Consider the following 23,856-nt stretch of genomic DNA (forward strand, 5'->3'; position numbering starts at 1 on the left):
CCTTTAGCGTTGAAGAGGGTGGATTAGAAGTGGTATTCGGCGCGGACCATCGGCGTTCTGGCCGTGGCGCCGGGATTGTTCTTGTCCGAGTTGCCGAATTTGTTTTTCCAGTACTGGTATTCGACGCCGATCTTGAAGGTGTTCTTCGGCGCGCTGACGACGGCGCTGGCGTCATACATGATCTGCAGGTCGATGTTGGTTTCGCGCGCCGTGTCGCCGCCGAATTCGTCCTTGCCTTTCTTGTCGATGAAGTTGGCGTAGCCTTCGAACGACAGCGGAATGCCGATGTTGAACGGGATGCCCCACGCGGCGGTGAGCATCGCGTGCGTGTCGTAGCGGTAGCGCGGCGTGGCGACGTTGGTGAACGTGTTGAACGGCGCGTTGCTCTCCCATAGCGCGAGCAGGCTGATGTCGAGGAAACCCGGCACGTCCATCATCAGGGTCGGGCCGGCGACGACCATGCGCTTTTTGGAGTTGTAGCCGGCGTCGGTCTTGCTGTTGTAGTCGAAGCCGGCGGTCAGGCCGACGCCGCGCACCGGGCCGAAGGCCAGCGTGCTGCCGCTGATTTTGCCCAGGTCGAGCGTGTGGCGGTAGACGGCGTACGCTTCGTGCGCGCCGCTGGCCGCGCCGGCCGACGACGGGTCGTCGTGCGACGACATCAGGAAGTCGACGTTGAAGAAGTTCTTGCCGTATTTGTAGCCCGAGACGTGGCTGAAGTTGACGATGTTCTTGGTGATGTCGGTGTCGTTGAACGGCTCGGCGAAGCGGGTGCCGTAGCGGTAGCCGACGTAGGTGTCGCTCCAGTCGGCAGCTTGGGCGGCGCAGGCGCAGCCGGCGAGAAGTATTAGTGCTGCCGCGTTGCGGGTTACGAGTTGAGACATCATGCGAACTCCAGTCAGTGGGTGAAGGTGCGGTATGAACGAACTATTTTTGTATCCAATTTCGTGTGGCGATTGGATTCAATCTCGTTGTCTTTTCTAGCAAGTTGCGGGCCACATGCCTGCCTTCCCGTTCAAAAATCCGACAGCGCTTCGGCGAGGTTCACTTTTTTGTGCGGGGTGTCCAGGTGCAGGCGCGCTTCGATTTCCAGCAAGTGGTGCTCGATCAGGTGCGTCGCTTCGGCGACGTTTCCCTGCTCGATCAAGGTCGCCAGGTCCTGGTGTTCGTGGTTGCCGCACATCGGCGCGCCGGGCTTTTCATAGAGCGCGATGATCAGCGAACAGCGCGACACCAGTTCGCCCATGAAGCGTTGCAGCACGTGGTTGCCGGCCAGTTCGGCCAGCAGGATGTGGAACTCGCCGCCCAGACGTATCCAGCCGGCGCGGTCGCCGGTGCGGCGCGCCCGGTCCTCATCTTCAAGGGCTGCGCGTATCTGCCGCAGCGAAGCCGGTGTGGCATTGCGTATCACCAGCGGCATGATCTCGCGTTCGATGGCGCGGCGCGCGGCGAAGATGTCGCGCGCCTGCTCCGGCGTGGGCGAGGCGATGACGGCGCCGCGGTTGGGCCGCAGTTCTATGATGTGGTCGTGCGCCAGCCGTTGCAGCGCCTTGCGCACGGTGGTGCGGCTGACCTGATACAGCTCGCAGAAATCGGCTTCGCCCAGATGGGTGCCGGGCGGCAGGCGGTGGCTCATGACGGCGTTGACCACGGCGCGGTAGATGCGCATGTCGACGCCGGTGGTGCCGCGCTTGAGCGGCGCACCTTTGCCCGCGGCCGGGGCGGCCGGTTGGGCCTTGCCTGCGTTGGTGCGTTTGCCTTGTGGGCGTGCGGAACTGGCGGATGACATCTGTTGGATCTCCGGTGGATACATGCGCTTATATAAGCAGGAATTGTGCTCAACCCTGTGCTCAACCCCTGTGCTCAACCGCACGCGCTTTTTGTGTACAACCGAAGGGAGACCGCGCACGTTTTTGGTGACGTTTATGTCATATTCAGTGCGCTGTGCTGTTTTAAAGGGCGCGCAACCCGGCGCTTCGCGTGGCATGTTAATTGCGTCTGTCGACGTAACTACTTTGTATACGATGAGGACAGCGGATGAAGCATGCACCCCGCCTGCAGATGCTCGGCATCTCGAAGATATACCCGTCCGTGGTGGCCAACGCCGACGTTAACCTCACCGTGATGCCTGGCGAGATCCATGCGGTGCTGGGCGAGAACGGCGCCGGCAAAAGCACGCTGATGAAGATCATCTACGGCGTGACCAAGCCCGATGACGGCCAGGTGATCTGGGAGGGGCGCCAGGTCCATATCAATTCGCCGCACGACGCGCGCAAGCTGGGCATCGGCATGGTATTCCAGCACTTTGCGGTGTTCGAGACCTTGACGGTGGCCGAAAACATCGCGCTGGCGCTGGACGAGAAGGTGACGCCGGCCGAACTGGCGCCGCGCATCCGCGCCGTCTCGGAACAATACGGCCTGCCGCTCGATCCGCTCCGCCTGGTGCACAGCATGTCGGTGGGCGAGCGGCAGCGGGTGGAGATCGTGCGCTGCCTGTTGCAATCGCCACGGCTGTTGATCATGGACGAGCCGACCTCCGTGCTGACGCCGGACGCGGTGCTCAAATTGTTCGAATCGCTGCGACGCCTTGCCTCCGAAGGGGTCAGCATCCTGTATATCAGCCACAAGCTCGACGAAATCCAGTCGCTGTGCGACAAGGCGACGGTGCTGCGCGGCGGGCGCGTGTCCGGCACCGCCAACCCGAAACAGGAAAGCGCGCGCTCGCTGGCCGAGTTGATGATCGGGCGCGAGCTGCCGGTGTGCGTCAACACGCCGCGCGCGCCGGGCGAGGTGATGCTCTCCATCGATGGCCTGACCGTGGACAGCGAAGACCCTTTCGGCACGCGGCTCAAGGACATCAACCTGGACCTGCGCGGCGGCGAGATCGTCGGCATCGCCGGCATCTCCGGCAACGGCCAGCAGGAGCTGTTGAAGGCCATCTCCGGCGAGCGTCCGCTGCGGACAGGCGCCGGCAGCATCCGCCTCGGCACGCTGGACGTCGGCGCGCTGGACGCCGCGCGCCGCCGCCAGCTCGGGCTGGGCTTCGTGCCGGAGGAGCGCCTTGGACGCGGCGCGGCGCCGGAGCTGTCGCTGGCCGATAACGCGCTGCTGACCGGCTATCTGCCGGCCGCCAACACCGGCATGGTGAAAAACGGCCTGATACAGCGCGGCGCGGTGCGCGGCTTCGCGCGCAAGGTGATCGCCCGCTTCAACGTCAAGTGCGGCGGCGATGGATCGGCCGCCTCCAGCCTTTCGGGCGGCAATCTGCAAAAGTTCATCGTCGGCCGCGAGATCGCGCTGGCGCCCAGGGTGATGGTGTTCGCGCAGCCGACATGGGGCGTGGACGTCGGCGCCGCCATGCTGATACGCCAGGCCATCCTCGACATGCGCGACCAGGGCGTGGCGGTACTGGTTCTGTCCGAGGAGCTCGACGAATTATTCATGCTGAGCGACCGCATCGCGGTGCTGGCCGACGGCCGCCTGTCGCGCGCCGTGCCGGCCGCCGACACCGGCATCAACCAGATCGGCGTGTGGATGAGCGGCGACTTCGACTACCAGGGAGCTGACCATGTCCAGGCTTGAAAAACGTCCGGAACCTTCGCGCCGCATGATGCTGGCGTCGCCGCTGATCGCCGCGGCGGCCATGCTGTTGACCGGCTCCGTATTGTTCTTCTTCCTCGGGCAGGAGCCGCTGCGCGCCTTCCACGTGTATTTCATCAAGCCGTGGACCACGTTGTACGGCGTGGGCGAGCTGCTGCTGAAGGCCACGCCGCTGATCCTGTGCGGCGTGGGGCTGGCGATCGGCTTTCGCGCCAGCGTCGCTAACATCGGCGCCGATGGCCAGCTGACCATCGGCGCGATCGCCGCCGGCGCCGTGGCGCTGTACTTCGACCAGGTCGAGGCCTGGTGGGTGCTGCCGCTGATGCTGGCCGCCGGAGCGCTGGGCGGCATGCTGTGGGCGGCCATACCGGCGCTGCTGCGCACCCGCTTCAACACCAGCGAAATCCTGGTCAGCCTGATGCTGGTGTACGTGGCTTATCATCTACTGAGTTATCTGGTGCACGGGCCGATGCGCGATCCGGACGGCTTCAATTTCCCGCAGTCGAAGATGTTCAGCGAGTCCGCCACCTTGCCGCTGCTGGTGGAGGGGCTGCGGGTCAACGCCGCCTTCATCCTGTCGCTGCTCGCGGCGGCGGCGGCCTGGTTCTTCTGCAAGCACACCTTTGCCGGCTACCGCATGCAGGTCAGCGGCATGGCGCCGGCCGCCGCGCTGTACGCGGGCTTCAGCGAACCGCGCAATGTGTGGCTGGCGTTCATGGTCAGCGGCGCGCTGGCCGGCGTGGCCGGCGTGGGCGAGGTGGCCGGTCCGCTGGGGCAGATGCAGCCGTCGGTGTCGGCCGGTTACGGCTTCGCGGCGATCATCGTCGCCTATGTCGGCCGCCTGCATCCGCTGGGCGTGGTGCTGTCGGCGTTGTTGATGTCGCTGCTGTACATCGGCGGCGAGACCGCACAGATCGAGCTGCAGGTGCCGTCGGCGATCACCGGCATGTTCCAGGGATTGCTGCTGTTTTACCTGCTGGCGGCCGACCTGTTTATCCACTACCGGTTCAAACCGCGCAAGCGTCATCTGCCTGCTGTCGTTGGAGAAGCCGCATGATCGATACCGCGCTGTTAATCGCCTTCCTCGCCAGCACGGCGGGCGCCGCCACCCCGCTGGTGGTGGCCTCGATGGGCGAGCTGGTGACCGAACGTTCCGGCGTGCTCAATCTGGGCATGGAGGGCATGATGCTGGTCGGCGCCGTAACGGGCTTCGGCGTCACGCTGGCCACCGGCCAGATGTGGCTCGGGCTTCTCGCGGCGATGGCCGCGGGGATGGCGATGTCGTTGATCTTCGGCTTCCTGGTGCTGACGTTGCAGACCAATCAGGTGGCCACCGGCCTGGCGCTGACGTTGTTCGGCATCGGCGTCTCCGCGTTCATGGGACGCGGCTTCGTCGGGCAGACGGTGGAGCGCATGCCGCAACTGACCTTCCCGCTGCTGTCGGAGATGCCGTTTGTCGGTCCGCTGCTGTTCCGCTTCGACGGCATGGTGTACGCGTCGGTGGCGCTGGTGGTGCTGATCGGCTGGATGCTGGCGCGCACCCGTCTGGGATTGGTGATACGCGCCGTCGGCGAGTCGCCGCACAGCGCCCACGCGATCGGTTTTCCGGTGATCGCGCTGCGCTACGGCACGGTGCTGTTCGGCGGCGCCATGGCCGGTTTGGGCGGCGCCTATCTGTCGCTGGCGCTGACGCCGATGTGGGTGGAGGGCATGACGGCGGGGCGCGGCTGGATCGCGCTGGCGCAGGTAGTGTTTGCGACGTGGAAGCCGCGCGGCGTGCTGGTGGGCGCCTACCTGTTCGGCGGCGTGACGGTGCTGCAGTTCCACGGCCAGGGGCTGGGATTGGCGATTCCGTCGGAGTTCCTGTCGATGCTGCCTTATCTCGCCACCATTGTTGTGCTGGTGATTATCTGCCGTAATCCGCAGACAATCTTGCTCAACAAACCAATGTCGCTGGGGCAGAATTTTAAGGCGGACTGATCTGTTGTAGACAATCCACGGAAGGTTGGCGGATCAGCCAGTAACCGTGGTGATTTCGTTGGAGTAAGCGCTGGTTGTAACAATTGGTGATATTTGCCTTGCGAGGTGCGTGTATGGTGGGGCCTGTAACGGCTGAGGTCGCTACTAGCGACGGCCCCCCGACCCCGGTTCGTTCATGTCCAAAAGTTTTTAACAATAAAACATAAAGGAATGGGCCATGCGCACCAATACTCCAGTCACCCAAAACGAATACATCATGGAAGATGGCAAGACCATCGTCTCCAGCACGGATTTGCAAGGCAATATCAACTACGCCAATCCCTATTTCATCGACGTCAGCGGCTTCACCGAGGAAGAACTGATGGGCGCGCCGCAGAACATCGTGCGCCATCCGGACATGCCGGTCGAAGCCTTTGCCGACCTGTGGGCGACCATCAAGGACGGCATGCCGTGGACCGGCCTGGTGAAGAACCGCTGCAAGAACGGCGACTACTATTGGGTGCTGGCCAACGTCACGCCGGTGATCGAGCAGGGCAAGCCGGTCGGCTACCTGTCGGTGCGCACCAAGCCGACGCGCGAGCAGGTGCGCGCGGCCGACGAGCTGTACCGGCAGTTCAAGGCCGGCAATCCGCGCCGCATGCGCATCGTCAACGGCAAGGGCGTGTCGACCGGCATCGCGGCGCGCCTGTCGGGGTTGATGACGATGTCGCTGGCGGCGCAGATCGGCCTCACGTGCGCGCTGGTGTGCGGGACGCTGGCCTTGCTGGCCGCCTGCCTGCTGGGCCTGGGCGGCGCGACCCTGGCCGGCGCCAGCGGTTGGCTGGGCGGGCTGGCCTTGCTGTCGATGGCGGCCATGGGGCTGTTCGGCCGCAGCCTGTATGCGAATGTGGCGCTGCCGCTGGGACATGCGACCAAGGCGGCGCGCATGATGGCCGGCGGCGATCTGACGGCCAACATCGAGGTGCGCCGCGACGACGAGGTGGGCCGCCTGCTGGCGGCGCTGCGCCAGACCAATATCAACCTGCACAGCATCATCGGCGACGTGCGCGCCAACTTCGAGGAGATTTCGCAGGCCACCGGGGAAATCGCCAACGGCAACCTGGACTTGTCGGGCCGTACCGAGTCGCAGGCGTCGAGCCTGCAGCAGACCGCCGCCAGCATGGAGCAGCTGACGTCGACCGTGCAGCAGAGCGCCACCAATGTGGCCAGCGCCAACGACCTGGCCGACCACGCCAAACAGGTGGCGGCGCAGGGCGGCAGCATCGTCTCGCAGGTAGTCTCGACGATGGGCGACATCAGCGCCTCGTCGAACAAGATCCTCGACATCATCGGCCTGATCGACGGCATCGCCTTCCAGACCAACATCCTGGCGCTCAACGCCGCCGTGGAAGCGGCGCGCGCCGGCGAGCAGGGACGCGGTTTTGCCGTCGTCGCCAGCGAGGTGCGCGGGCTGGCGCAGCGCTCGGCCACGGCCGCCAAGGAAATCAAGACCTTGATCGATATGTCGATCTCCAAGGTGCAGGCGGGCACGGTGCTGACCAACAGCGCCGGCGTGACCATGGGCGAGGTGATCGAGTCGGTCAGCAAGGTGTCGGCGGTGATGGGTGAGATCTCCAATTCCACGCGCGAGCAAAGCACCGGCATCGGCCAGGTCAACCAGGCTGTGATCCAGATCGACGACATCACGCAGCAGAACGCGGCGCTGGTGGAGGAGGCGGCAGCGGCGGCGGGCAACCTGGCGCAGCAGACGCGTTGCGTGTCGCAGGCGATGGCGGTGTTCAAGCTGCAGAACGCCAAGCGCGTGGCGCGCGCGCCGTTGCCGGTGGCGCCCAAACCGCCGGCCAGGGCCAAGCCCAAACTTGTCGCGGTCGGGTGACGGCCGGCTCTAGTATCATGCCGTTTTGACGATCTGGAAGCGACGGCATGGGCGGCACGGTGACATTGGCGGGGCAGGGCTGGCGGTTCGGCGCGGAGGCGCCGGCGACCGTGCTGGAAGCGGCCGAGCGGGCCGGCGTGCGCTTGCCCAGTTCGTGCCGCAACGGCACCTGCCGCACCTGCATCTGCCTGAGCAAAAGCGGCACGGTGCGCTACAAGATCGAGTGGCCCGGACTGAGCCTGGACGAGAAGCGCGAAGGATATATCTTGCCGTGCGTTGCCGTGGCGGAGGGCGATCTGGTGATCGTGGCGCCGGCGGCAAAGCGCCTCGACGACCAGGGACCTGACCAAACCACGGAGACACGTAGGGCGGATTAGGCGAAGCCGTAATCCGCCATCTGTAAGCCGCCGATGGCGCATGCATGGCGGATTACGCTGCGCTAATCCGCCCTACGTGTCTCCGTGGTGTATTGTCTCGTTGCTCATTTGGATTTGCGCAGGCGGCTCAGCAGCGCGTCGGCCGATTCGCTGAGCGGCACGCCATGGCGCCGCAACAGCTGGATATTGAGCACCATGTTCTCCAGCACCAGCTTGGCCGCGACGGCCAGCAACGTCAAATGCTTGTCCTCGTCGCTGAAGTTCTCCATGGCGTCGGCCATCTCGCACAAATGGTTCGAAATCAGCCCGCGCAGATCGTGCTCGTCGAACGGCAGGTCGGCGAAATCGATCGGATCCTCCTTCTCCACCTCTTGCATCAGCAGTTCCAGCTCTTGCGGCGTAATCGTCATGCGGTGCTCCGGTAGTTGACGCGTTTTCATTTTAGCGAAACCGGCGCCAATCCGCGTTAGAATCTGTGGTGAATCCAGTCGACCAATGAGAAAGTAAACATGGCGCAACTGATTTTTACCCAGCAACTGGGTCGATTCATGACCGTGCCGCAGGTGGAGACCGACGCGGCCGATCTACGCGGCGCCCTCGACCAGGCCTTCGACGCCCATCCGAGGCTGCGCGGCTACGTGCTCGACGAGCAGGGCTGCCTGCGCGAGAACGTGGTCATCTTCATTGACGGCCAGCGCGCCCGTGAACGCGAGCGCTTGAACGACGCGCTCGCGCCCCTGTCCAAAGTCTATATCTTGCAAGCACTATCAGGAGGCTGATATGTCCGACCGCGCCTATCTGGCGACCCGCAAGGGGCTGTTCGAACTCTACCGCACGCACGAGGCGTGGCATGTGGACCGGCAGCATTTTCTTGGCGATCCGGTGTCGATGGTGCTGCCGGACCGGCGCGACGGCACCCTGTACGCGGCGCTGAGCCTGGGCCATTTCGGCAGCAAGCTGCACCGGCTCGATCCGGGCGCGACCGACTGGACCGAGATCGCGGCGCCGGCGTTTCCGCCCAAGCCGGCAGACAGCGACGACAAGGTCGAGTGGGCCGTCAAGCAAATCTGGTCGCTGGCGGCCGGCGGGCCGGACCAGCCTGGCGTGCTATGGGCGGGGACTTTGCCGGGCGGCCTGTTCCGCTCCGACGACCGCGGCGACAGCTGGCGTCTGGTCGAGCCGCTTTGGAACATTCCCGAGCGCAGCCAGTGGATGGGCGGCGGCTACGACGTGCCGGGCATCCATAGCATTTGCGTCGATCCGCGCGACAGCCGCTCGGTGCTGGTGGGCGTGTCGTGCGGCGGCGCCTGGCTGACCAGCGACGGCGGCGAGAGTTGGGCGCCGCGCGCCAGGGGCATGGTGGCGAGCTATATGCCGCCCGAGCTGGCCGAGGTGGAGGCGGTGCAGGACCCGCACCGCATCGTGCGCTGCGCGGGCGAGCCGGACAAGCTGTGGTGCCAGCATCACAACGGCATCTGGCGCAGCGTCGACAACGGCGCCAACTGGACCGAGGTGCGCGCGGCGCCGCTGTCGAATTTCGGTTTCGCCACGGCGGTCCATCCGACGGACGGCGAGACGGCGTGGTTCGTGCCCGCCGAGGCCGACAGCAAGCGCGTGCCGCCGCGCGCGGCGCTGGCCGTCACCCGCACCATCGACGGCGGCCAGAGCTTCACCGCGTGGCGCGGCGGCCTGCCGCAGCAGCATTGCTACGACCTGGTCTACCGGCACGGGCTGGCGGTCAGCGACGACGGCCAGTTGTTGCTGATGGGGTCGACGACCGGCGGCGCCTGGCTGTCGGAGGACGGCGGCGGCCAGTGGCAGACCGTGTCCACCACGTTGCCGCCGATTTACGCGGTCAGCTTCGCCTAGGCTTTTACTTCGGTCCCGGGGCCGTAGTAGGCCAGGAACATGTCGACGGCGGTCTCGATCACCTTTTGCTGCGTGGCCGCGTCCAGTTGCGGCTGGTTTAGCGTAACTTGCGGCCAGAAGGCGAAGGTTTTGAGCTGTCCTTGCAGCATCTGCGAGGCCATGGCCGGGTCGGCCTCGCGCAGCTTGCCGTCGGCCTGCGCCGCGCGCAGCCATTGCGTGACGGCTTCCTCCTTGGCGCTGAGCCGCGCCACCATCTCGTGGGCGCGCGCCGGCGAGTGGATCGTTTCGGCGATCGCCACCCGCGCCAGGTCCAGGAAGTAGGCGTCCTGCAGCATCGCCATCTTTTTGCCAAGAATCTCCATTAGCTGTTGTCGCAGCGGCAACTCCGGCACATACGGCGTTTCCATCAACGCGGTCGTGCTGGTCCATAACTCATGCAATATTTGCGCGAACAGTTCGTCTTTACTGGGGAAGTGGTTGTAGACGGTGCGTTTCGACACGCCGGCCGTGGCGGCGATCTTGTCCATGCTGGTGGCTTCGAAACCGCTGGCGCGGAACTCCGCAATGGCGGCGTCGACGACGGCCTGGCGCTTACGGTCGGTGAGCTTGAGGGGAAGGTTCATGGCATTTATTTTACACCGTCTGGTTTACTTTCTCAAAAAATGTAACTACACTGTGTAGTGTACATTATCTGCCCTGGAGCGTTCCGATGCCTTATCAAACCGCTATCGCCAAATCCCCCGCCGATCTCGACGGCCTTGACGGCCTGTCCGTGCCCACCGCCCCGCGCACGCGCACCGGCAAGTTCCGCAATCCGGTCAAGATGCATGCGATGGGCCTGATGCAGGGCCTGGGCCTGATGTTGCGGGTGCTGTTCGATAAGCCGGCCGACACCGTGCCGCGCCAGGCCATTCCCGTTCACGCGATCACGCAGCGCCAGTTATTGGATGCTCCGGATCGCACCCTGTTCCGCCTCGGCCATTCGACCGTGTTGCTCAAGCTCGACGGCAACTTCTGGCTGACCGATCCGGTGTTCTCCGAGCGCGCCTCGCCGGTGCAGTGGGCCGGTCCGAAGCGCTTCCACAAGCCGCCGATCAGCATCGACGAACTGCCGCCGATCAAGGGCATCATCCTGTCGCACGACCATTACGACCATCTGGACAAGGCGGCGGTGCTCAAGCTGGCGGCCAAGACCGAACACTTCATCACGCCGCTGGGCGTGGGCGACCGCCTGATCGCCTGGGGCATCCCGCGCGCCAAGGTGCGCCAGTTGAGCTGGTGGCAGAGCACGCAGGTGGCCGGCCTGAAGCTGGTGGCGACGCCGGCCCAGCATTTCTCGGGCCGCGGCTTGAACGACCGCAACAAGACGCTGTGGGCCTCGTTCGTCATCGAGGACCGTGGCCTGAAGGTGTTTTTCAGCGGCGATAGCGGTTACTTCGATGGCTTCAAGGAGATCGGGCGCAAATTCGGCCCATTCGACCTGACCATGGTGGAGACCGGCGCCTACGATCCGCAATGGCCGGACGTCCATATGCAGCCGGAGGAGTCGTTGCAGGCGCATATCGACTTGCAGGGCAAGGTCATGATGCCGATCCATAACGGCACCTTCGATTTGTCGATGCACGCGTGGCACGACCCGTTCAACCGGATTTCGGAGTTGGCGGCCGAGCGCAGGCTGCCGCTGGCGACGCCGGAGATCGGCCTTGCGCTCGACATCACGCAGCCGGCGCTGGACGGCAAATGGTGGGTGCCGCTGGTGGAGCGGGAAACGGCCGCCGCCGAAGCCGCCGCAGCGAGCGCCTAGGCCTGGTGTCTAGGCGGTAACGTCGATCAGCTTGCCGATGGTTTGTCCCTGCGCGTTCAGCTGAGGCCGGACAGCGGCCGGATTGGCCGTCAGTAGCTGTTCGGCGCGGCTGGGGCGTTCGATCGCACTGCCGAGCGCGGCGCCCAGTTGGATCGCCGACGATTGCGCCGGGGCCTGCTGTTGCTGGGCCTGGGTGCTTTGCCGCTGGGTATCGGCCAGGGTTTGCCGGTCCTTCGTCAGCTGGCTGCGGCTCTGTTCCAGGCGGCCGGCGTCCTGGCTCACCCTCGACTGACCCTGTTGCACTTGCCGTTCAGCTTGTGCGACCGAAGCTTGCAATGCATTGGCAGAAATTACGGTGGCCACGATATTCCCCTGGTAACAAAACGCTGGACGCGATGATGCAGAATTGACATCGATCCCTTAAGATTAGGTGATGGCGGACAAAAAGGCAAGGTCCGCCGAGTGTTGTATTTCTCATTAGAAAAAGCGATCGCTATGGCGGCAAGCTCATCAGCGCCGCTATAATCAATGATCAACATTGAGCGTTTTTCTATGAATCTTCAGCTCCTGGCAAAGTTCCTCGGCATGTCGAAGACCACTGTGAGCCGGGCGTTAAACGGTTACCCTGAGGTCAATGTCCGGACGCGCGAGCGGGTTTTGAAGGCCGCCCAGGAGGCCGGCTACCAGCCCAATCCGCTCGCGCGCAGCCTCGCGCTGGGCCGCACCAATGTGTTCGGCATCATTTATCCGCTGCTGCCGTCCGACCTGGGCGATCCGATGTTCCTGGATGTGGTGTCCGGCATGTCGGCCGCGCTCGAGGACGTGGGCAAGAACCTGATCATCGCGCCGGTGTCGCCGAACGCCGAGCAACGCTCCTATCAGCAGACCGTTTTGGGCCGCCGTGTCGACGGTTTGGTGGTGGCCCGCACCTTGGTGCGCGACGAGCGCGTCGCCTTCCTCAGCAAATCCAAATTCCCGTTCATCGCCTACGGCCGCACCGAGCTCGACGCCCCGTACGCCTGGTTCGACTATGACAACGCCTCCGGCACCAGCATGGCCATAGAGCGGCTGCTGGCGTGGGGGCACAAGCGCGTGGCCCTGATCAGCGCACCGCTGGAAATGAACTTCGCGCGCCAGCGCCGGGACAGTTTCGTCGCCTCGATGGCGGCGGCGGGCCTGGCTGTCGATCCGCGCTACCTGATCGACAGCAAGCTGGACCGGCGCAGCGGTTACCAGGCGATGCAGCAGTTGCTGGCGTGCTCGCCGCGCCCGAGCGCCGTCATTGTCGACAACAACATCGCCGGCATCGGCGCAGTGCGCGCCTTGCGCGACGCCGGCGTGGAAATGGGCAAGGAAATGTCCATCATCGTCTGGGGCAGCATGGCCGACACCCTGGCCGGCGCCAACGTCACCACCATCGACCAGCCGGAGCCGACCAAGGCCGGCGCGCGCATGATCCAGATGCTGCTGGCGCTGATCGACGGCACGCCGGCGAGCGAATTGCACGAGTTGTGGCAGCCGGTGTTTTTGGCCGGGACGACGGTTGGGCCCTGTTTGCCGCTTTAAACCCCGGGGTCAAGTCTGACATTCGGACACGAACTCGGCCGCCATAGGTTGATACGGCTGATCTCGTGTCCGATTGTCAGACTTGACCCCGATCTGATGTTTGTTTGATCGCGGTCGCTTCGATCTCGAACAGCATGCCGTCCAGCGCCAGGCGCGGGACCGGGATCAATGTGCAGGCCGGGGCGGGATTGTCGCCCCACGCTTCGCCCAGCGCGCTGCCGAAGATGCGCAGGCGTTCTTCACTATGGTCGACGATCAACACCGTAAGCTTGGCGACGTTGGCGAATCCGGCGCCGGCCGCGCTCAATGCCGTTTGCAGGTTTGCCAGCGCCTGCTTCACTTGCGTTCCGAAATCTTCCGACAGCACGCCATCGGCGTTTTCCCCGCCCTGGCCGGCGATGTAGATCAGCCGTGCCGGCGCTTCCGCGACGACGACATGGCTGTAGCCGTTGGGACGCGGGTCGTACAAACCGGGTGGGTTGATGAATTTAAGCTGGGTCATGGCGGCCTTTCGTGTGATGAGTGTGCGAACACTATAAAATCTCAACTTAACTTGAGGTCAAGGATTTTATATGGCATCTCCTCCGAAGGAGCTGGGCGTCGGCGAGCTGGCCGGGCGCGCCGGCGTGGCGGTATCGGCACTGCATTTTTATGAGGCCAAGGGCTTGATTCACTCCTTGCGCTCCGGCGGCAACCAGCGGCGGTACGCGCGCTCGGTGTTGCGCCGGCTGGCGGTGATCAAGGTGGCACAGCGGGTGGGCATGCCGCTGGCGGCCATCGCCGAGGCGTTGAATGCGCTGCCGTCCGGGCGCACGCCGACGGTGGCGGACTGGCGCCGCCTCTCGGCCGCGTGGAAAGCGGAACTCGATGAGCGCATCCGTACGTTGACGCAGTTGCGCGATCAACTGGATGGCTGCATCGGTTGCGGGTGCCTGTCGTTGAAGGCCTGCCCGCTACGCAATGCACAGGATGCATTGGCGCAGGAGGGCGCGGGGCCGCACTTCAAGCCTTAGCCCCAACCAACGCATAGCGCGCGCGGCGCTACACTCGGTGCGGGGCTAGGCGCTGGATGCGCCGCCCCTGTTGTCCACCGACGGCGTCGAGCCGCTGCTGGGGTCGCCGCCGGTCAGCGGTGTGGCGTGACCCGACGACGTTCCCGTGCCGGTGCGTGTGTCGTCGGCGGAGGCGGCTTCTCCAAGTCCGGTCCGTCCGGCCACGGCCGCTCCCGCCGCGTTGTCGCCGCCGCCGGCCAGCGAGCCGCCGGGCGCGCCGGGCGCGCCAACGCCATCGATCCCATCGGCCTGATGGCGCGGTCCTTCGCCGCCGGGACCGCCAGCGCCGCCCGACTGGCGCGCGCCGGCGGCCGCATCGCTGCCGGTGGCGGCCACCTGCGCCGCAGTGGTGGGCGCGCCAGTGAAGTCCGGCCCGGCGGTCGCGGTTACCGGCTGGGTTCCCGCCGAGGGTACATCGCTGCGCGTTGGCTCCGCCTTTTGTGCGTTTCCTGGAGGCTGCCGCTCAGCAGTGCTTTGTTGATCGCGTTGCTCGTTGCTCATGATGGTCTCCGGTGTTTCATGCGTTGACAAATTCTGCCAAAATTTATCGTGAATCGGCGTCCTTTTCCGGCGCGCACGATTCAGGCATGGACCCCATGGTTACGAGGACACAGCAAACGAGGAGGACAGCATGAACCAGCACAACAGTGATGAGAAGCTCGACCCGCAAGATCCGGAACGCATGCGTATGCAACCGCCGATTCCCACCCATCCGCCCGATCCGATCCAGAACGACGATGTCGATAAGGTGGTGGCGTCCAATACGCCCGGGCAGGATCTGAACGACCCCGCGCTGGTCAGCACCGGCATCGGCGCCGGTGCGCCGATTGACGAAGTCGGCGGTGCCGGTTTGGGCCGGCCGCCGGGCGGGGGCAATGATAACGGTGGGGAAGAGACGCCAGCGACCGAGCGCGATCGCGACGTGCGCGCGGTGGATCAGCAGGATCGGACCGGCCAGACGTAAGGCGCGCGGCATCACGCCGGCCGCGCTGGCCGGCGGCCTGGCCTACATTGTTGTCGGGGACGGTGTCTGGCCACCGGCCTCGGCACGCTCCTGGCAGCGAATGCAGGTTTGCGCGGTCGGCAGCGCCAGCAGGCGCGCTTCGGGAATCTCTTCGCCGCAGACGGCGCAAACGTTTGCGACGCCTTCGTCAAGGCGGCCCCTGGCAACATCAATAGCGTGCAGCAATTCGCGCTCCTGTCCCAGCAACGCCATCTGGTCGTCGCGCTGATACGCGGCCTGCGAGACGTCGTCCGGCTGTCCCTGATGGGCCAGCAAGGACACCGCCGCCGGCTCGTCCGAGCTGTCAGAACGGGTGCGGATTTGCGCGAGCACGTCGTCACGCGCGCTGTCGAGCCGCTTGTGCAGCTCGGCCGATGTTTCGGCAGAAAGTGTAGTCATGGTCTTCCTCCTGCGGGTTGGTTAGTCGGTGTTTGGTTCGTCTACATATTGCGCCGGTACTGGCCGCCGACCTCGAACAGCGCAGTGGTGATCTGCCCCAGCGAGCAGACACGCACCGCCTCCATCAGCTTTTCGAACACGTTATCGTTGTCGATCGCCGCCTGTTGCAAGGCGGCCAGCGCGGCCGGGGCCTGCGCCGCGTGGCGGCTGTGGAATTCCTCCAGCCGCTTGAGCTGCGATTGCTTCTCGTCGTCGGTGGAGCGGGCCAGTTCGATCTTTTGCGGCTCGCCCGTCGCCTTCGGATTGCGGAAGGTGTTGACGCCGACGATGGGCAAGGTGCCGTCGTGCTTCTGGTGCTCGTACAGCATCGACTCTTCCTGGATCTTGCCACGCTGGTAGCCGGTTTCCATCGCGCCCAGCACGCCGCCACGCTCTGCAATGCGCTCGAACTCCTGCAGCACCGCTTCCTCAACGAGGTCGGTCAGCTCGTCCATAATGAACGAACCCTGGTTCGGATTCTCGTTCTTCGCCAGGCCCCATTCGCGATTAATAATAAGCTGGATTGCCAGGGCGCGTCGCACGGATTCGTCGGTCGGCGTGGTGATGGCCTCGTCGTAGGCGTTGGTGTGCAGCGAGTTGCAGTTGTCGTAGATGGCGATCAGCGCCTGCAGCGTTGTGCGGATGTCGTTGAAGTCGATCTCCTGCGCGTGCAGCGAGCGTCCCGACGTCTGCACGTGGTACTTGAGCTTTTGGGAGCGGTCGTTGGCGCCGTACTTGTCGCGCATCGCCACCGCCCACAGGCGGCGGGCGACGCGGCCGAGCACCGTGTATTCCGGGTCCATGCCGTTGGAGAAAAAGAACGACAGGTTGGGCGCGAAATCGTCGATGTGCATGCCGCGCGCCAGATAGGCTTCGACGAAGGTGAAGCCGTTCGACAAGGTGAACGCCAGCTGGGAGATCGGGTTCGCTCCTGCTTCGGCGATGTGGTAGCCGGAGATCGACACCGAGTAGAAATTGCGCACTTGGTGCTCGACGAAGTACTGCTGGATGTCGCCCATCACCTTGAGCGAGAATTCGGTCGAGAAGATGCAGGTGTTCTGGCCCTGGTCTTCCTTCAGGATGTCGGCCTGCACGGTGCCCCGTACGTTTTGCAGCACCCATTCGCGCAGCTTGGCCGCTTCCCCGGCGTCCGGCTGGCGCTTGTGTTCTTCGACGAAGCGGTCGATTTGCTGGTCGACGGCGGTGTTCATGAACATCGCCAGGATGGTCGGCGCCGGGCCGTTGATGGTCATTGAGACCGAGGTGCTCGGGCTGCACAGGTTGAAGCCGTCGTACAGCACCTTCATGTCGTCCAGCGTGGCGATCGAGACGCCGGAGTTCCCGACCTTGCCGTAGATGTCCGGGCGCGGCGCCGGATCGGCACCGTACAAGGTGACCGAGTCGAACGCGGTCGACAGGCGCTTGGCGTCCATGCCGGTGGAGACCAGCTTGAAACGGCGGTTGGTGCGGAAGGCGTCGCCTTCGCCGGCGAACATGCGGGTCGGGTCTTCGCCTTCGCGCTTGAACGGGAACACGCCGGCGGTGAACGGGAACGACCCGGGGACGTTTTCCAGCATCAGGAAGCGCAGGATCTCGCCGTGGTCTTCATAACGGGGCAGGGCCACCTTGCGGATCTTGGTGCCGGACAGCGTGTGCTGCACCAGGCGTGTGCGGATTTCCTTGTCGCGGATTTTGACGACGTAATCGTCGCCTGCATACGCGGCCTGCATCTCCGGCCAGCCGGCCAGCAGCTTCTTGGCGCCGGCGTCCATTGCGGCGTCGCGGTCGGCGATCAAATCGTCAAAGTCGGCGCTCTTGTGCGCCAGGGCCAGCATGCGTTTGGATTCGGTCAGTTGCTGGCGTTCGCGCGCCAGGGTCACCTGCTTACGGGTGAAGCGGTGGTAGCCACGTACGGTGTCGGCGATCTCCGCCAGGTAGCGGGCGCGCGCCGGCGGCACGATCACGTTCTTGCCGCTGGAGTGGCGCAGCGCGACCGCCGGCAGCTTGCCCGGCCTGGTCGGCAGGCCGAATTGCGCCAGCTTCGGCAACAGGCCCTGATACAGCGCGGTGACGCCATCGTCGTTGAAGCGCGACGCCTGCGTTCCGTAGACCGGCATCTCCTCCGGGCGTTGACTCCACAGCTCGCGGTTGCGCTGGTACTGCTTGGCGACGTCGCGCAGCGCATCCTGCGACCCCTTGCGATCGAACTTGTTGATGGCGATGAATTCGGCGAAATCGAGCATGTCGATTTTTTCCAGCTGCGAGGCGGCGCCGAATTCCGGCGTCATCACGTACATCGACACGTCCACGTGCGGCACGATGGCGGCGTCGCCCTGACCGATGCCGGAGGTTTCGACGATGACCAGGTCGAAGCCGGCCACCTTGCAGGCGGCGATGACGTCGGGCAGCGCCTCGGAAATCTCGGAGCCCGCCTCGCGCGTGGCCAGCGACCGCATGAACACGCGGCTTTGGCCGGCCCACGGATTGATCGCGTTCATGCGGATACGGTCGCCCAGCAGCGCGCCGCCGGATTTGCGGCGCGACGGGTCGATCGAGATGATGGCGATGTTGAGCGCGTCGGCCTGGTCGAGGCGGATGCGGCGTATCAGTTCATCGGTCAGCGACGATTTGCCGGCGCCGCCGGTGCCGGTGATGCCCAGGGTCGGCACGGGCAAGCCTTCGGCGGCGGCCAGGATTTCCGAGCGCAGCGCCGGCGCGGCCTTGTCGTTTTCCAGCGCGGTGATCAGCTGCGCCAGCGGGCGATGGCGCGAGGCCACATCGCCTTCGCGCAGCGGCGCCAGCGAGGTCGGGGAGTACTGCGACAGGTCGATGTCGCACTGCTGCACCATCCATTGGATCATGCCGACAAGGCCCATGCGCTGGCCATCCTCCGGACTGAAAATCCGGGTGACGCCATACGCATGCAGGTCGGCGATTTCGTCGGGGACGATGACGCCGCCGCCGCCGCCGAACACTTTGATGTGGGCGCCGCCGCGCTGGCGCAGCAGGTCGAGCATGTACTTGAAGTATTCGACATGGCCGCCCTGGTAGCTGGAGATGGCGATGCCCTGCACGTCCTCCGCCAGGGCTGCGGTGACCACCTCGTCGACCGAGCGGTTGTGGCCCAGGTGGACCACCTCCACGCCGTTCGATTGCAGGATGCGGCGCATGATGTTGATCGAGGCGTCGTGGCCGTCGAACAGCGAGGCGGCGGTGACGAAGCGGATTTTGTTGTTCAGGCGCGGCTGGTCCGGCACTGCTGCGATGGTCGGAGCGGAGAGGTCGTTCATGGTGTCCCTTCTATTCTGTGCGGCGATCTATGTCGTGCGTTTTTGTGTGGCTATTATATGACGTTTACGTAAACGTAAGCTTTTGAGGCTTAGGCTGCGCGCTGCTGGCCGAATTGCGCCATCAAGCGCGCCTTCTCGGCGTGGAAGACCGCCACCGCCTTCTCCTTCACGTGACCATAACCGCGCACTTTTTCCGGCAACCCCGCCAGTTCGACCGCCAGCGCGTGGTTTTCCACGGTAAGCCCCCCGATCAAAGCGGTGACCATCTCACGATATTCGACGATCAGCGCGCGCTCCATCTTGCGCTCGTCGCTGCGGCCGAAGACATCGAACGCTCCGCCGCGCAGGCCTTTGAACTTGGCCAGCAGCTTGAACGCGCTCCACATCCACGAGCCGAATTCCGCCTTGACCAGATGGCCCTTGGCGTCCTTCTTCGCGAACAGCGGCGGCGCCAGATTGAACTTGATCGAGAAGTCGCCCTCGAACTGCTGTTTGAGCTGCTCGACAAAGCGTCCGTCGGTGTACAGGCGCGCCACTTCGTATTCGTCCTTGTACGCCATCAGCTTGAAATAGTACTTGGCCACGGCGGTCGACAGCTTGTTCCCCAGTCCCAGCGCGGTCTCCTTGGCGCGCACCTGCGACACCAGCTGCTCGTAGACGCCGGCATAGGCGGCATTCTGATAATCGGTCAGGAACTGCACGCGCTTGGCGACGATGTTCTCCAGGCTTTGCGGCATTTGCACGACGATTGCCTGCGTCGGCGTGGCCACGCGCTCGACGCGCTTCAGGTCCACGGCCGCACGGCGGCCCCACAGGAAGCTCTTTTTGTTGGACGCGATGCCGACGCCATTGAGTTCGATCGCGCGCAGCAGCGACGCCTCGGTTAGCGGAATCCGGCCCCGCTGCCACGCGTAACCGAGCATGAACAGATTGGCGGCGATGGAGTCGCCCATCAGCGCCGTGGCCAGCTTGGTGGCGTCGATGAAATCGGCGGCGCCGGGACCGCCGACCGATTCCTCGATCAGCGCGCGCACTTCCGCGACCGGATACTGCCAGTCGGCGTTTTGCGCGAAGGTGCCGGGCGGCTGTTCGTGCAGGTTGATGACGGCCAGAGTGCGGCCGGGACGCATCTTCGACACCGCATCCGCGGCGCCGGCGGTCAGCATGTCGCAGCCGAGGATGACGTCCGCCTCACCGGTGGCGATGCGCTGCGCGCGCAGGTGCGCGGGGGTCTTGGCTACCTTCACGTGCGAGGTGACGGAACCGTTTTTCTGCGACATGCCGGTCATATCCAGCACCGACGCGCCTTTGCCTTCCAGGTGCGCGGCCATGCCCATCAAGGCGCCGACGGTGATCACGCCGGTGCCGCCGATGCCGTTGATCAGGATGTTGTAGGGCTGCTCGCAGGATGGCAGTTCGGGTTCCGGCAGCGCGCCGAAACCGTCGTCGCCGTCGTCACTATTGGATTTACTCACCCCGGTTTTGGTCTTCTTCAGTGTTCCGCCTTCGACGGTGACAAAGCTCGGGCAGAAGCCTTTCACGCACGAGTAGTCCTTGTTGCAGGACGATTGGTCGATGGTGCGCTTGCGGCCGAACTCCGTCTCCTTCGGCAGGATGGAGGTGCAGTTCGACTGCACGCCGCAATCGCCGCAGCCTTCGCACACGGCTTCGTTGATGACCATGCGCTTGGCGGGGTCGGGAAACTCGCCTTTCTTCCGGCGGCGACGCTTCTCGGCCGCGCAGGTCTGGTCGTAGATCAGCACCGATACGCCTTGGACCTCGCGCAGTTCGCGCTGGACCGCGTCCATGTCCTTGCGGTCGTGCAGGCTGACCAGCGATGGCAGGGCGGCCCGGTCGGTGTAGCGCCCTAAGTCCTCGGTCACCAGCGCGATGCGTTTGACGCCTTCGGCCGCCATCTGCTGCGCGATCATCGGTACCGATGTGATGCCGTCGACCGGCTGGCCGCCCGTCATCGCCACCGCGTCGTTGTAGAGGATCTTGTAGGTCATGTTGACCTTGGCCGCCACCGCCGCGCGGATCGCCAGATAGCCGGAGTGGAAGTAGGTACCGTCGCCGAGATTTTGGAACACGTGCGGAATCTTCGAGAACGCGGCTTGGCCGATCCACGGCGCGCCCTCACCGCCCATGTGCGTGGTCAGCTTGTTGAACTCCGGGTAGATCGACGTCGCCATCACGTGGCAGCCGATGCCGGCCAGCGCCAGGCTGCCCTCGGGAACCTTGGTCGAGGTATTGTGCGGGCATCCGGAGCAGTAAAACGCGGGGCGGAACGGCGTGCTGATGGCCTTCTTCAGCACCGCGTCCTTGGCGTCGAGGAAGGTCAGGCGCGCCTTGATATGATCGCAGGTGACCGGGTCGGAAATCAGGCGCTTGACGCGCGAGGCGATCACGCGCGCCACCTGCGAGACCGAAAAATCGGCCTTGGAGGTCAGCAGCCATTCTCCGCGCGGCGCCACCCACTCGCCTTTTTCGTCGAACTTGCCGATCACGCGCGGGCGCACATCGTCGCGCCAGTTGTACAGCTGTTCCTTCAATTGGTACTCGACGATCTGGCGCTTTTCCTCGACCACCAGGATCTCGTCGAGGCCTTGCGCGAATTCGCGCACGCTGTCCGGCTCCAGCGGCCATGGCATCGCCACCTTGAACAGGCGCAGGCCGACATCGGCCGCCATCTTCTCGTCGATGCCCAGTTCCTCCAGCGCCTCGAGCACGTCCAGGTACGATTTGCCGGAGGCGATGATGCCCAGTTTCGCGTTTGGGCTGGTGATAGTGGTGTGATTGAGTTTGTTCTCACGCGCATAGGCCAGCGCCGCGTAGATTTTATAATCCTGCATCAGCGCTTCCTGATTGCGCGCCTGCTGGCCGAGCGGAATGCTCGACAGGCGGGCATTCAGGCCGCCTTCCGGCATGACGAAATCGAGCGGGATTTTGACATCGACGCGGAACGGATCGGCGTCGACGGAGGCCGACGATTCGACCGTGTCGGCCAGCGCCTTGAACGCCACCGTGCAACCGGAAAAACGCGACATCGCCCAGCCGTGGATGCCGAGGTCCAGGTACTCCTGCACGTTACAGGGATAGAGCACTGGGATCATCGACGCCGAGAACAGATGGTCCGACTGGTGCGGCAATGTCGACGAATAGGCGCCGTGGTCGTCGCCCGCCACCAGCAGCACGCCGCCGTGCTTCGAGGTGCCGGCGTGGTTCATGTGTTTGAAGACGTCGCCGCAGCGGTCCACGCCCGGGCCTTTGCCGTACCACATGGCGAACACGCCGTCGTATTTGGCCTCGCCGATCAAATCGACCTGCTGCGAGCCCCAGACGGCGGTCGCCGCCAGGTCCTCGTTCACGCCCGGCACGAACTGCACGTGATGCGCTTCCAGGTGCGGCTTGGCCTTCCACAGGTTCTCGTCGAGTCCGCCCAGCGGCGAGCCGCGGTAGCCGGAGATGAAGCCGGCCGTGTTCAAGCCGGCCGCCTGGTCGCGCACCCGCTGCATCATGGGCAGGCGCACCAGCGCCTGGATGCCCGACAGGAAGATATCGCCGTGGGTGGCGGTGTATTTGTCGTCGAGGCTGACGGTCGTCAGTCGGGCGCTGCCGTCTCTTGCGGACGTTGCAGGGCCGGTTGCCTTGGTATCGGGCATGGGAGGTCTCCGTTTTTGGTATCAGATCGCACCTGAACTTGGTCACGCCGGGTAGGCGCGCCAGGATCGGGCCAGGGCCGCATGGTGAGCGGAATTGGGGCTAGTATGGGCGCGAGTTGACGTGTACGGAAATAGTGTTTGCCAATCGGGGCATAAGAAAAAGTGATACCCCTCAAAGCAACTCCGGGGTCAGGTCCACCAATGCTACACAAGCTCTACCTTACCGCCGCAAAAGGGACGCTAATGTCGGGGCCGTGTAGAAATGGTGGACCTGACCCCGGATCGGAAGCAATTGTTTAGGGGATGGGGGTGGCGCCGGGCCAAGTGCCGGACTGGCACAGCTGCATGCTGACTTGCTGCACTAGCCGGCTGATGGCGCTGGCCGCGTTGGTCAGGGGGATGTTTTTCGAGGCGCATAGCACCACTGTGCGGGAAATCGCCGGTTGGCGGATCGGATGCGCGCGCAGGGTGCCGCGCTGCAGCTCGTCGAGCACCGGCGCCGACGGCAGCAGGGTCGCGCCCATGTCGGCCAGCAGCGCCGACTTGAGGATGGCGATGGAGTTGATTTCGATGACGTTCGAGAGCTTGAGCCCGGCCGCGCGCACCATGCTTTCAATGCGCGGACGCACGCCGTGCTGCAGCCCCGGCAGGATTAGCGTAGTGCCCAGGGTTTGCTCAAGGGTGAGCGTCTCCTGGTCGAGCGCGAAGGCGGCGTCGGCGCGGCAGATGAAGCGCAACTCTTCCTCCACCAGCGGCGTTGTCGCGAATTGCGCCAGTTGGCCGTCGTCAAACAGCACGGCCAGATTGACCCTGCCGGATTTGAGCTGCTCGCTCAGGTTGCCGGTCAGTTCCTCGGTCAGCTGCAGCGTGATTTCCGGATACGTGGCGCGCGCGGCCGTCAGCAACGGCAACGCCAGCGCGCCCGAGATGCTGTGCGGCAGCCCGAGCGTGACGCCGCCGCTGGGCCGCTCGGCCGATTGCGTGACGGCCGAACGGGCGTCGGCCACCTGCTTGAGGATGGCTTGCGCGTGTTCGTAGAAGATCTTGCCGGCGTCGGTGCTGAGCACGCCCTGCGCCGAACGGTGCAGCAGTTGCACGCCCAGCTCCTCCTCGAGCTGGCGCAGCTGCTGCGTCAGCGCCGGTTGCGCCACGTGCAACACCAGCGCCGCCCGCGACAGCGAGCCGTGGTCGACGATGGCGACAAAATAACGAAGTTGGCGGAGTTCCATAGTGTGGCGCGGTGCTTGACCCGGAATAGTCATGGACAAACACATGGTAACACTAGCAAATATGATCCTGACAGGAAACTATTTGTTATACTGAATTCATATTGTGGTCCCCT

22 protein-coding genes are annotated in these 23,856 nt (G+C 64.6%); 11 read left to right on the plus strand and 11 right to left on the minus strand.

The window, feature by feature from the left end:
* Window positions 1-23: 23 nt before the first annotated feature.
* On the minus strand, window positions 24-881 hold the full coding sequence (locus NHH73_02545; GenBank protein USX29771.1) for an outer envelope protein: 858 nt from the start codon (window positions 879-881) through the stop codon (window positions 24-26).
* 131 nt (window positions 882-1,012) lie between these two features.
* Window positions 1,013-1,786: a GntR family transcriptional regulator gene (locus NHH73_02550; GenBank protein ID USX27197.1), complete on the minus strand. Its 774-nt coding sequence runs from the start codon at window positions 1,784-1,786 to the stop codon at window positions 1,013-1,015.
* Between the two features lie 248 nt (window positions 1,787-2,034).
* On the opposite strand from NHH73_02550, the gene NHH73_02555 reads away from it, so the two are divergent.
* From NHH73_02555 to NHH73_02575, 5 genes are all read left to right on the plus strand, one after another.
* Complete coding sequence (locus NHH73_02555; GenBank protein ID USX27198.1) at window positions 2,035-3,579, plus strand: ABC transporter ATP-binding protein; 1,545 nt, start codon at window positions 2,035-2,037, stop codon at window positions 3,577-3,579.
* On the plus strand, window positions 3,566-4,654 hold the full coding sequence (locus NHH73_02560; GenBank protein USX27199.1) for an ABC transporter permease: 1,089 nt from the start codon (window positions 3,566-3,568) through the stop codon (window positions 4,652-4,654). The genes NHH73_02555 and NHH73_02560 overlap by 14 nt, the downstream gene beginning before the upstream one ends.
* Window positions 4,651-5,577 carry an ABC transporter permease gene (locus NHH73_02565; protein ID USX27200.1) on the plus strand — a complete coding sequence of 309 codons (927 nt, stop codon included), beginning with the start codon at window positions 4,651-4,653 and terminating at the stop codon, window positions 5,575-5,577. Before NHH73_02560 ends, NHH73_02565 begins: the two co-directional genes overlap by 4 nt.
* A gap of 217 nt (window positions 5,578-5,794) precedes the next feature.
* Window positions 5,795-7,453, plus strand: a complete 1,659-nt coding sequence (locus NHH73_02570) for a methyl-accepting chemotaxis protein (GenBank protein USX27201.1) — start codon at window positions 5,795-5,797, stop codon at window positions 7,451-7,453.
* Window positions 7,454-7,500: 47 nt separating this feature from the next.
* Window positions 7,501-7,830, plus strand: a complete 330-nt coding sequence (locus NHH73_02575) for a 2Fe-2S iron-sulfur cluster-binding protein (protein USX27202.1) — start codon at window positions 7,501-7,503, stop codon at window positions 7,828-7,830.
* Window positions 7,831-7,934: 104 nt separating this feature from the next.
* On the opposite strand, the gene NHH73_02580 is transcribed toward NHH73_02575, so the two are convergent.
* Window positions 7,935-8,240, minus strand: coding sequence for a hypothetical protein (locus NHH73_02580; protein ID USX27203.1), 306 nt, complete (start codon window positions 8,238-8,240; stop codon window positions 7,935-7,937).
* Between the two features lie 99 nt (window positions 8,241-8,339).
* On the opposite strand from NHH73_02580, the gene NHH73_02585 reads away from it, so the two are divergent.
* Both NHH73_02585 and NHH73_02590 read left to right on the plus strand, forming a co-directional pair.
* Complete coding sequence (locus NHH73_02585) at window positions 8,340-8,609, plus strand: MoaD/ThiS family protein (GenBank protein ID USX27204.1); 270 nt, start codon at window positions 8,340-8,342, stop codon at window positions 8,607-8,609.
* Window position 8,610: 1 nt separating this feature from the next.
* On the plus strand, window positions 8,611-9,699 hold the full coding sequence (locus NHH73_02590) for an exo-alpha-sialidase (GenBank protein ID USX27205.1): 1,089 nt from the start codon (window positions 8,611-8,613) through the stop codon (window positions 9,697-9,699).
* On the opposite strand, the gene NHH73_02595 is transcribed toward NHH73_02590, so the two are convergent.
* Window positions 9,696-10,322: a TetR/AcrR family transcriptional regulator gene (locus NHH73_02595; protein ID USX27206.1), complete on the minus strand. Its 627-nt coding sequence runs from the start codon at window positions 10,320-10,322 to the stop codon at window positions 9,696-9,698. The genes NHH73_02590 and NHH73_02595 overlap by 4 nt on opposite strands.
* Before the next feature lie 86 nt (window positions 10,323-10,408).
* Between NHH73_02595 and NHH73_02600 the strand changes: the two genes are divergently transcribed.
* Entirely contained in the window at window positions 10,409-11,503 is a 1,095-nt protein-coding gene (locus NHH73_02600) for an MBL fold metallo-hydrolase (GenBank protein USX27207.1), read from the plus strand.
* A 9-nt stretch (window positions 11,504-11,512) separates the two neighbouring features.
* On the opposite strand, the gene NHH73_02605 is transcribed toward NHH73_02600, so the two are convergent.
* On the minus strand, window positions 11,513-11,806 hold the full coding sequence (locus NHH73_02605) for a hypothetical protein (GenBank protein ID USX27208.1): 294 nt from the start codon (window positions 11,804-11,806) through the stop codon (window positions 11,513-11,515).
* Window positions 11,807-12,055: 249 nt separating this feature from the next.
* On the opposite strand from NHH73_02605, the gene NHH73_02610 reads away from it, so the two are divergent.
* The gene (locus NHH73_02610; protein USX27209.1) at window positions 12,056-13,069 is read left to right on the plus strand and encodes a substrate-binding domain-containing protein; all 1,014 of its coding nucleotides are present in this window, start codon (window positions 12,056-12,058) and stop codon (window positions 13,067-13,069) included.
* A gap of 76 nt (window positions 13,070-13,145) precedes the next feature.
* On the opposite strand, the gene NHH73_02615 is transcribed toward NHH73_02610, so the two are convergent.
* On the minus strand, window positions 13,146-13,571 hold the full coding sequence (locus tag NHH73_02615; protein ID USX27210.1) for a RidA family protein: 426 nt from the start codon (window positions 13,569-13,571) through the stop codon (window positions 13,146-13,148).
* A gap of 70 nt (window positions 13,572-13,641) precedes the next feature.
* On the opposite strand from NHH73_02615, the gene soxR reads away from it, so the two are divergent.
* Entirely contained in the window at window positions 13,642-14,082 is a 441-nt protein-coding gene (gene soxR / locus NHH73_02620) for a redox-sensitive transcriptional activator SoxR (protein USX27211.1), read from the plus strand.
* A gap of 45 nt (window positions 14,083-14,127) precedes the next feature.
* Here soxR and NHH73_02625 read toward each other — a convergent pair whose 3' ends face one another.
* Window positions 14,128-14,652: a hypothetical protein gene (locus NHH73_02625; GenBank protein USX27212.1), complete on the minus strand. Its 525-nt coding sequence runs from the start codon at window positions 14,650-14,652 to the stop codon at window positions 14,128-14,130.
* A 100-nt stretch (window positions 14,653-14,752) separates the two neighbouring features.
* On the opposite strand from NHH73_02625, the gene NHH73_02630 reads away from it, so the two are divergent.
* Window positions 14,753-15,085, plus strand: coding sequence for a hypothetical protein (locus NHH73_02630; GenBank protein ID USX27213.1), 333 nt, complete (start codon window positions 14,753-14,755; stop codon window positions 15,083-15,085).
* 42 nt (window positions 15,086-15,127) lie between these two features.
* Here NHH73_02630 and NHH73_02635 read toward each other — a convergent pair whose 3' ends face one another.
* The 4 genes from NHH73_02635 to NHH73_02650 form a co-directional block, all read right to left on the minus strand.
* The gene (locus NHH73_02635) at window positions 15,128-15,523 is read right to left on the minus strand and encodes a TraR/DksA family transcriptional regulator (protein USX27214.1); all 396 of its coding nucleotides are present in this window, start codon (window positions 15,521-15,523) and stop codon (window positions 15,128-15,130) included.
* Window positions 15,524-15,564: 41 nt separating this feature from the next.
* Entirely contained in the window at window positions 15,565-18,852 is a 3,288-nt protein-coding gene (locus NHH73_02640) for a methylmalonyl-CoA mutase family protein (GenBank protein ID USX27215.1), read from the minus strand.
* Between the two features lie 89 nt (window positions 18,853-18,941).
* Entirely contained in the window at window positions 18,942-22,514 is a 3,573-nt protein-coding gene (locus tag NHH73_02645; GenBank protein USX27216.1) for an indolepyruvate ferredoxin oxidoreductase family protein, read from the minus strand.
* A gap of 296 nt (window positions 22,515-22,810) precedes the next feature.
* The gene (locus tag NHH73_02650) at window positions 22,811-23,743 is read right to left on the minus strand and encodes a LysR substrate-binding domain-containing protein (GenBank protein ID USX27217.1); all 933 of its coding nucleotides are present in this window, start codon (window positions 23,741-23,743) and stop codon (window positions 22,811-22,813) included.
* Window positions 23,744-23,856 lie beyond the last annotated feature (113 nt).

This window comes from Oxalobacteraceae bacterium OTU3CINTB1, from assembly GCA_024123955.1.
GTDB lineage: Bacteria > Pseudomonadota > Gammaproteobacteria > Burkholderiales > Burkholderiaceae_D > Rugamonas.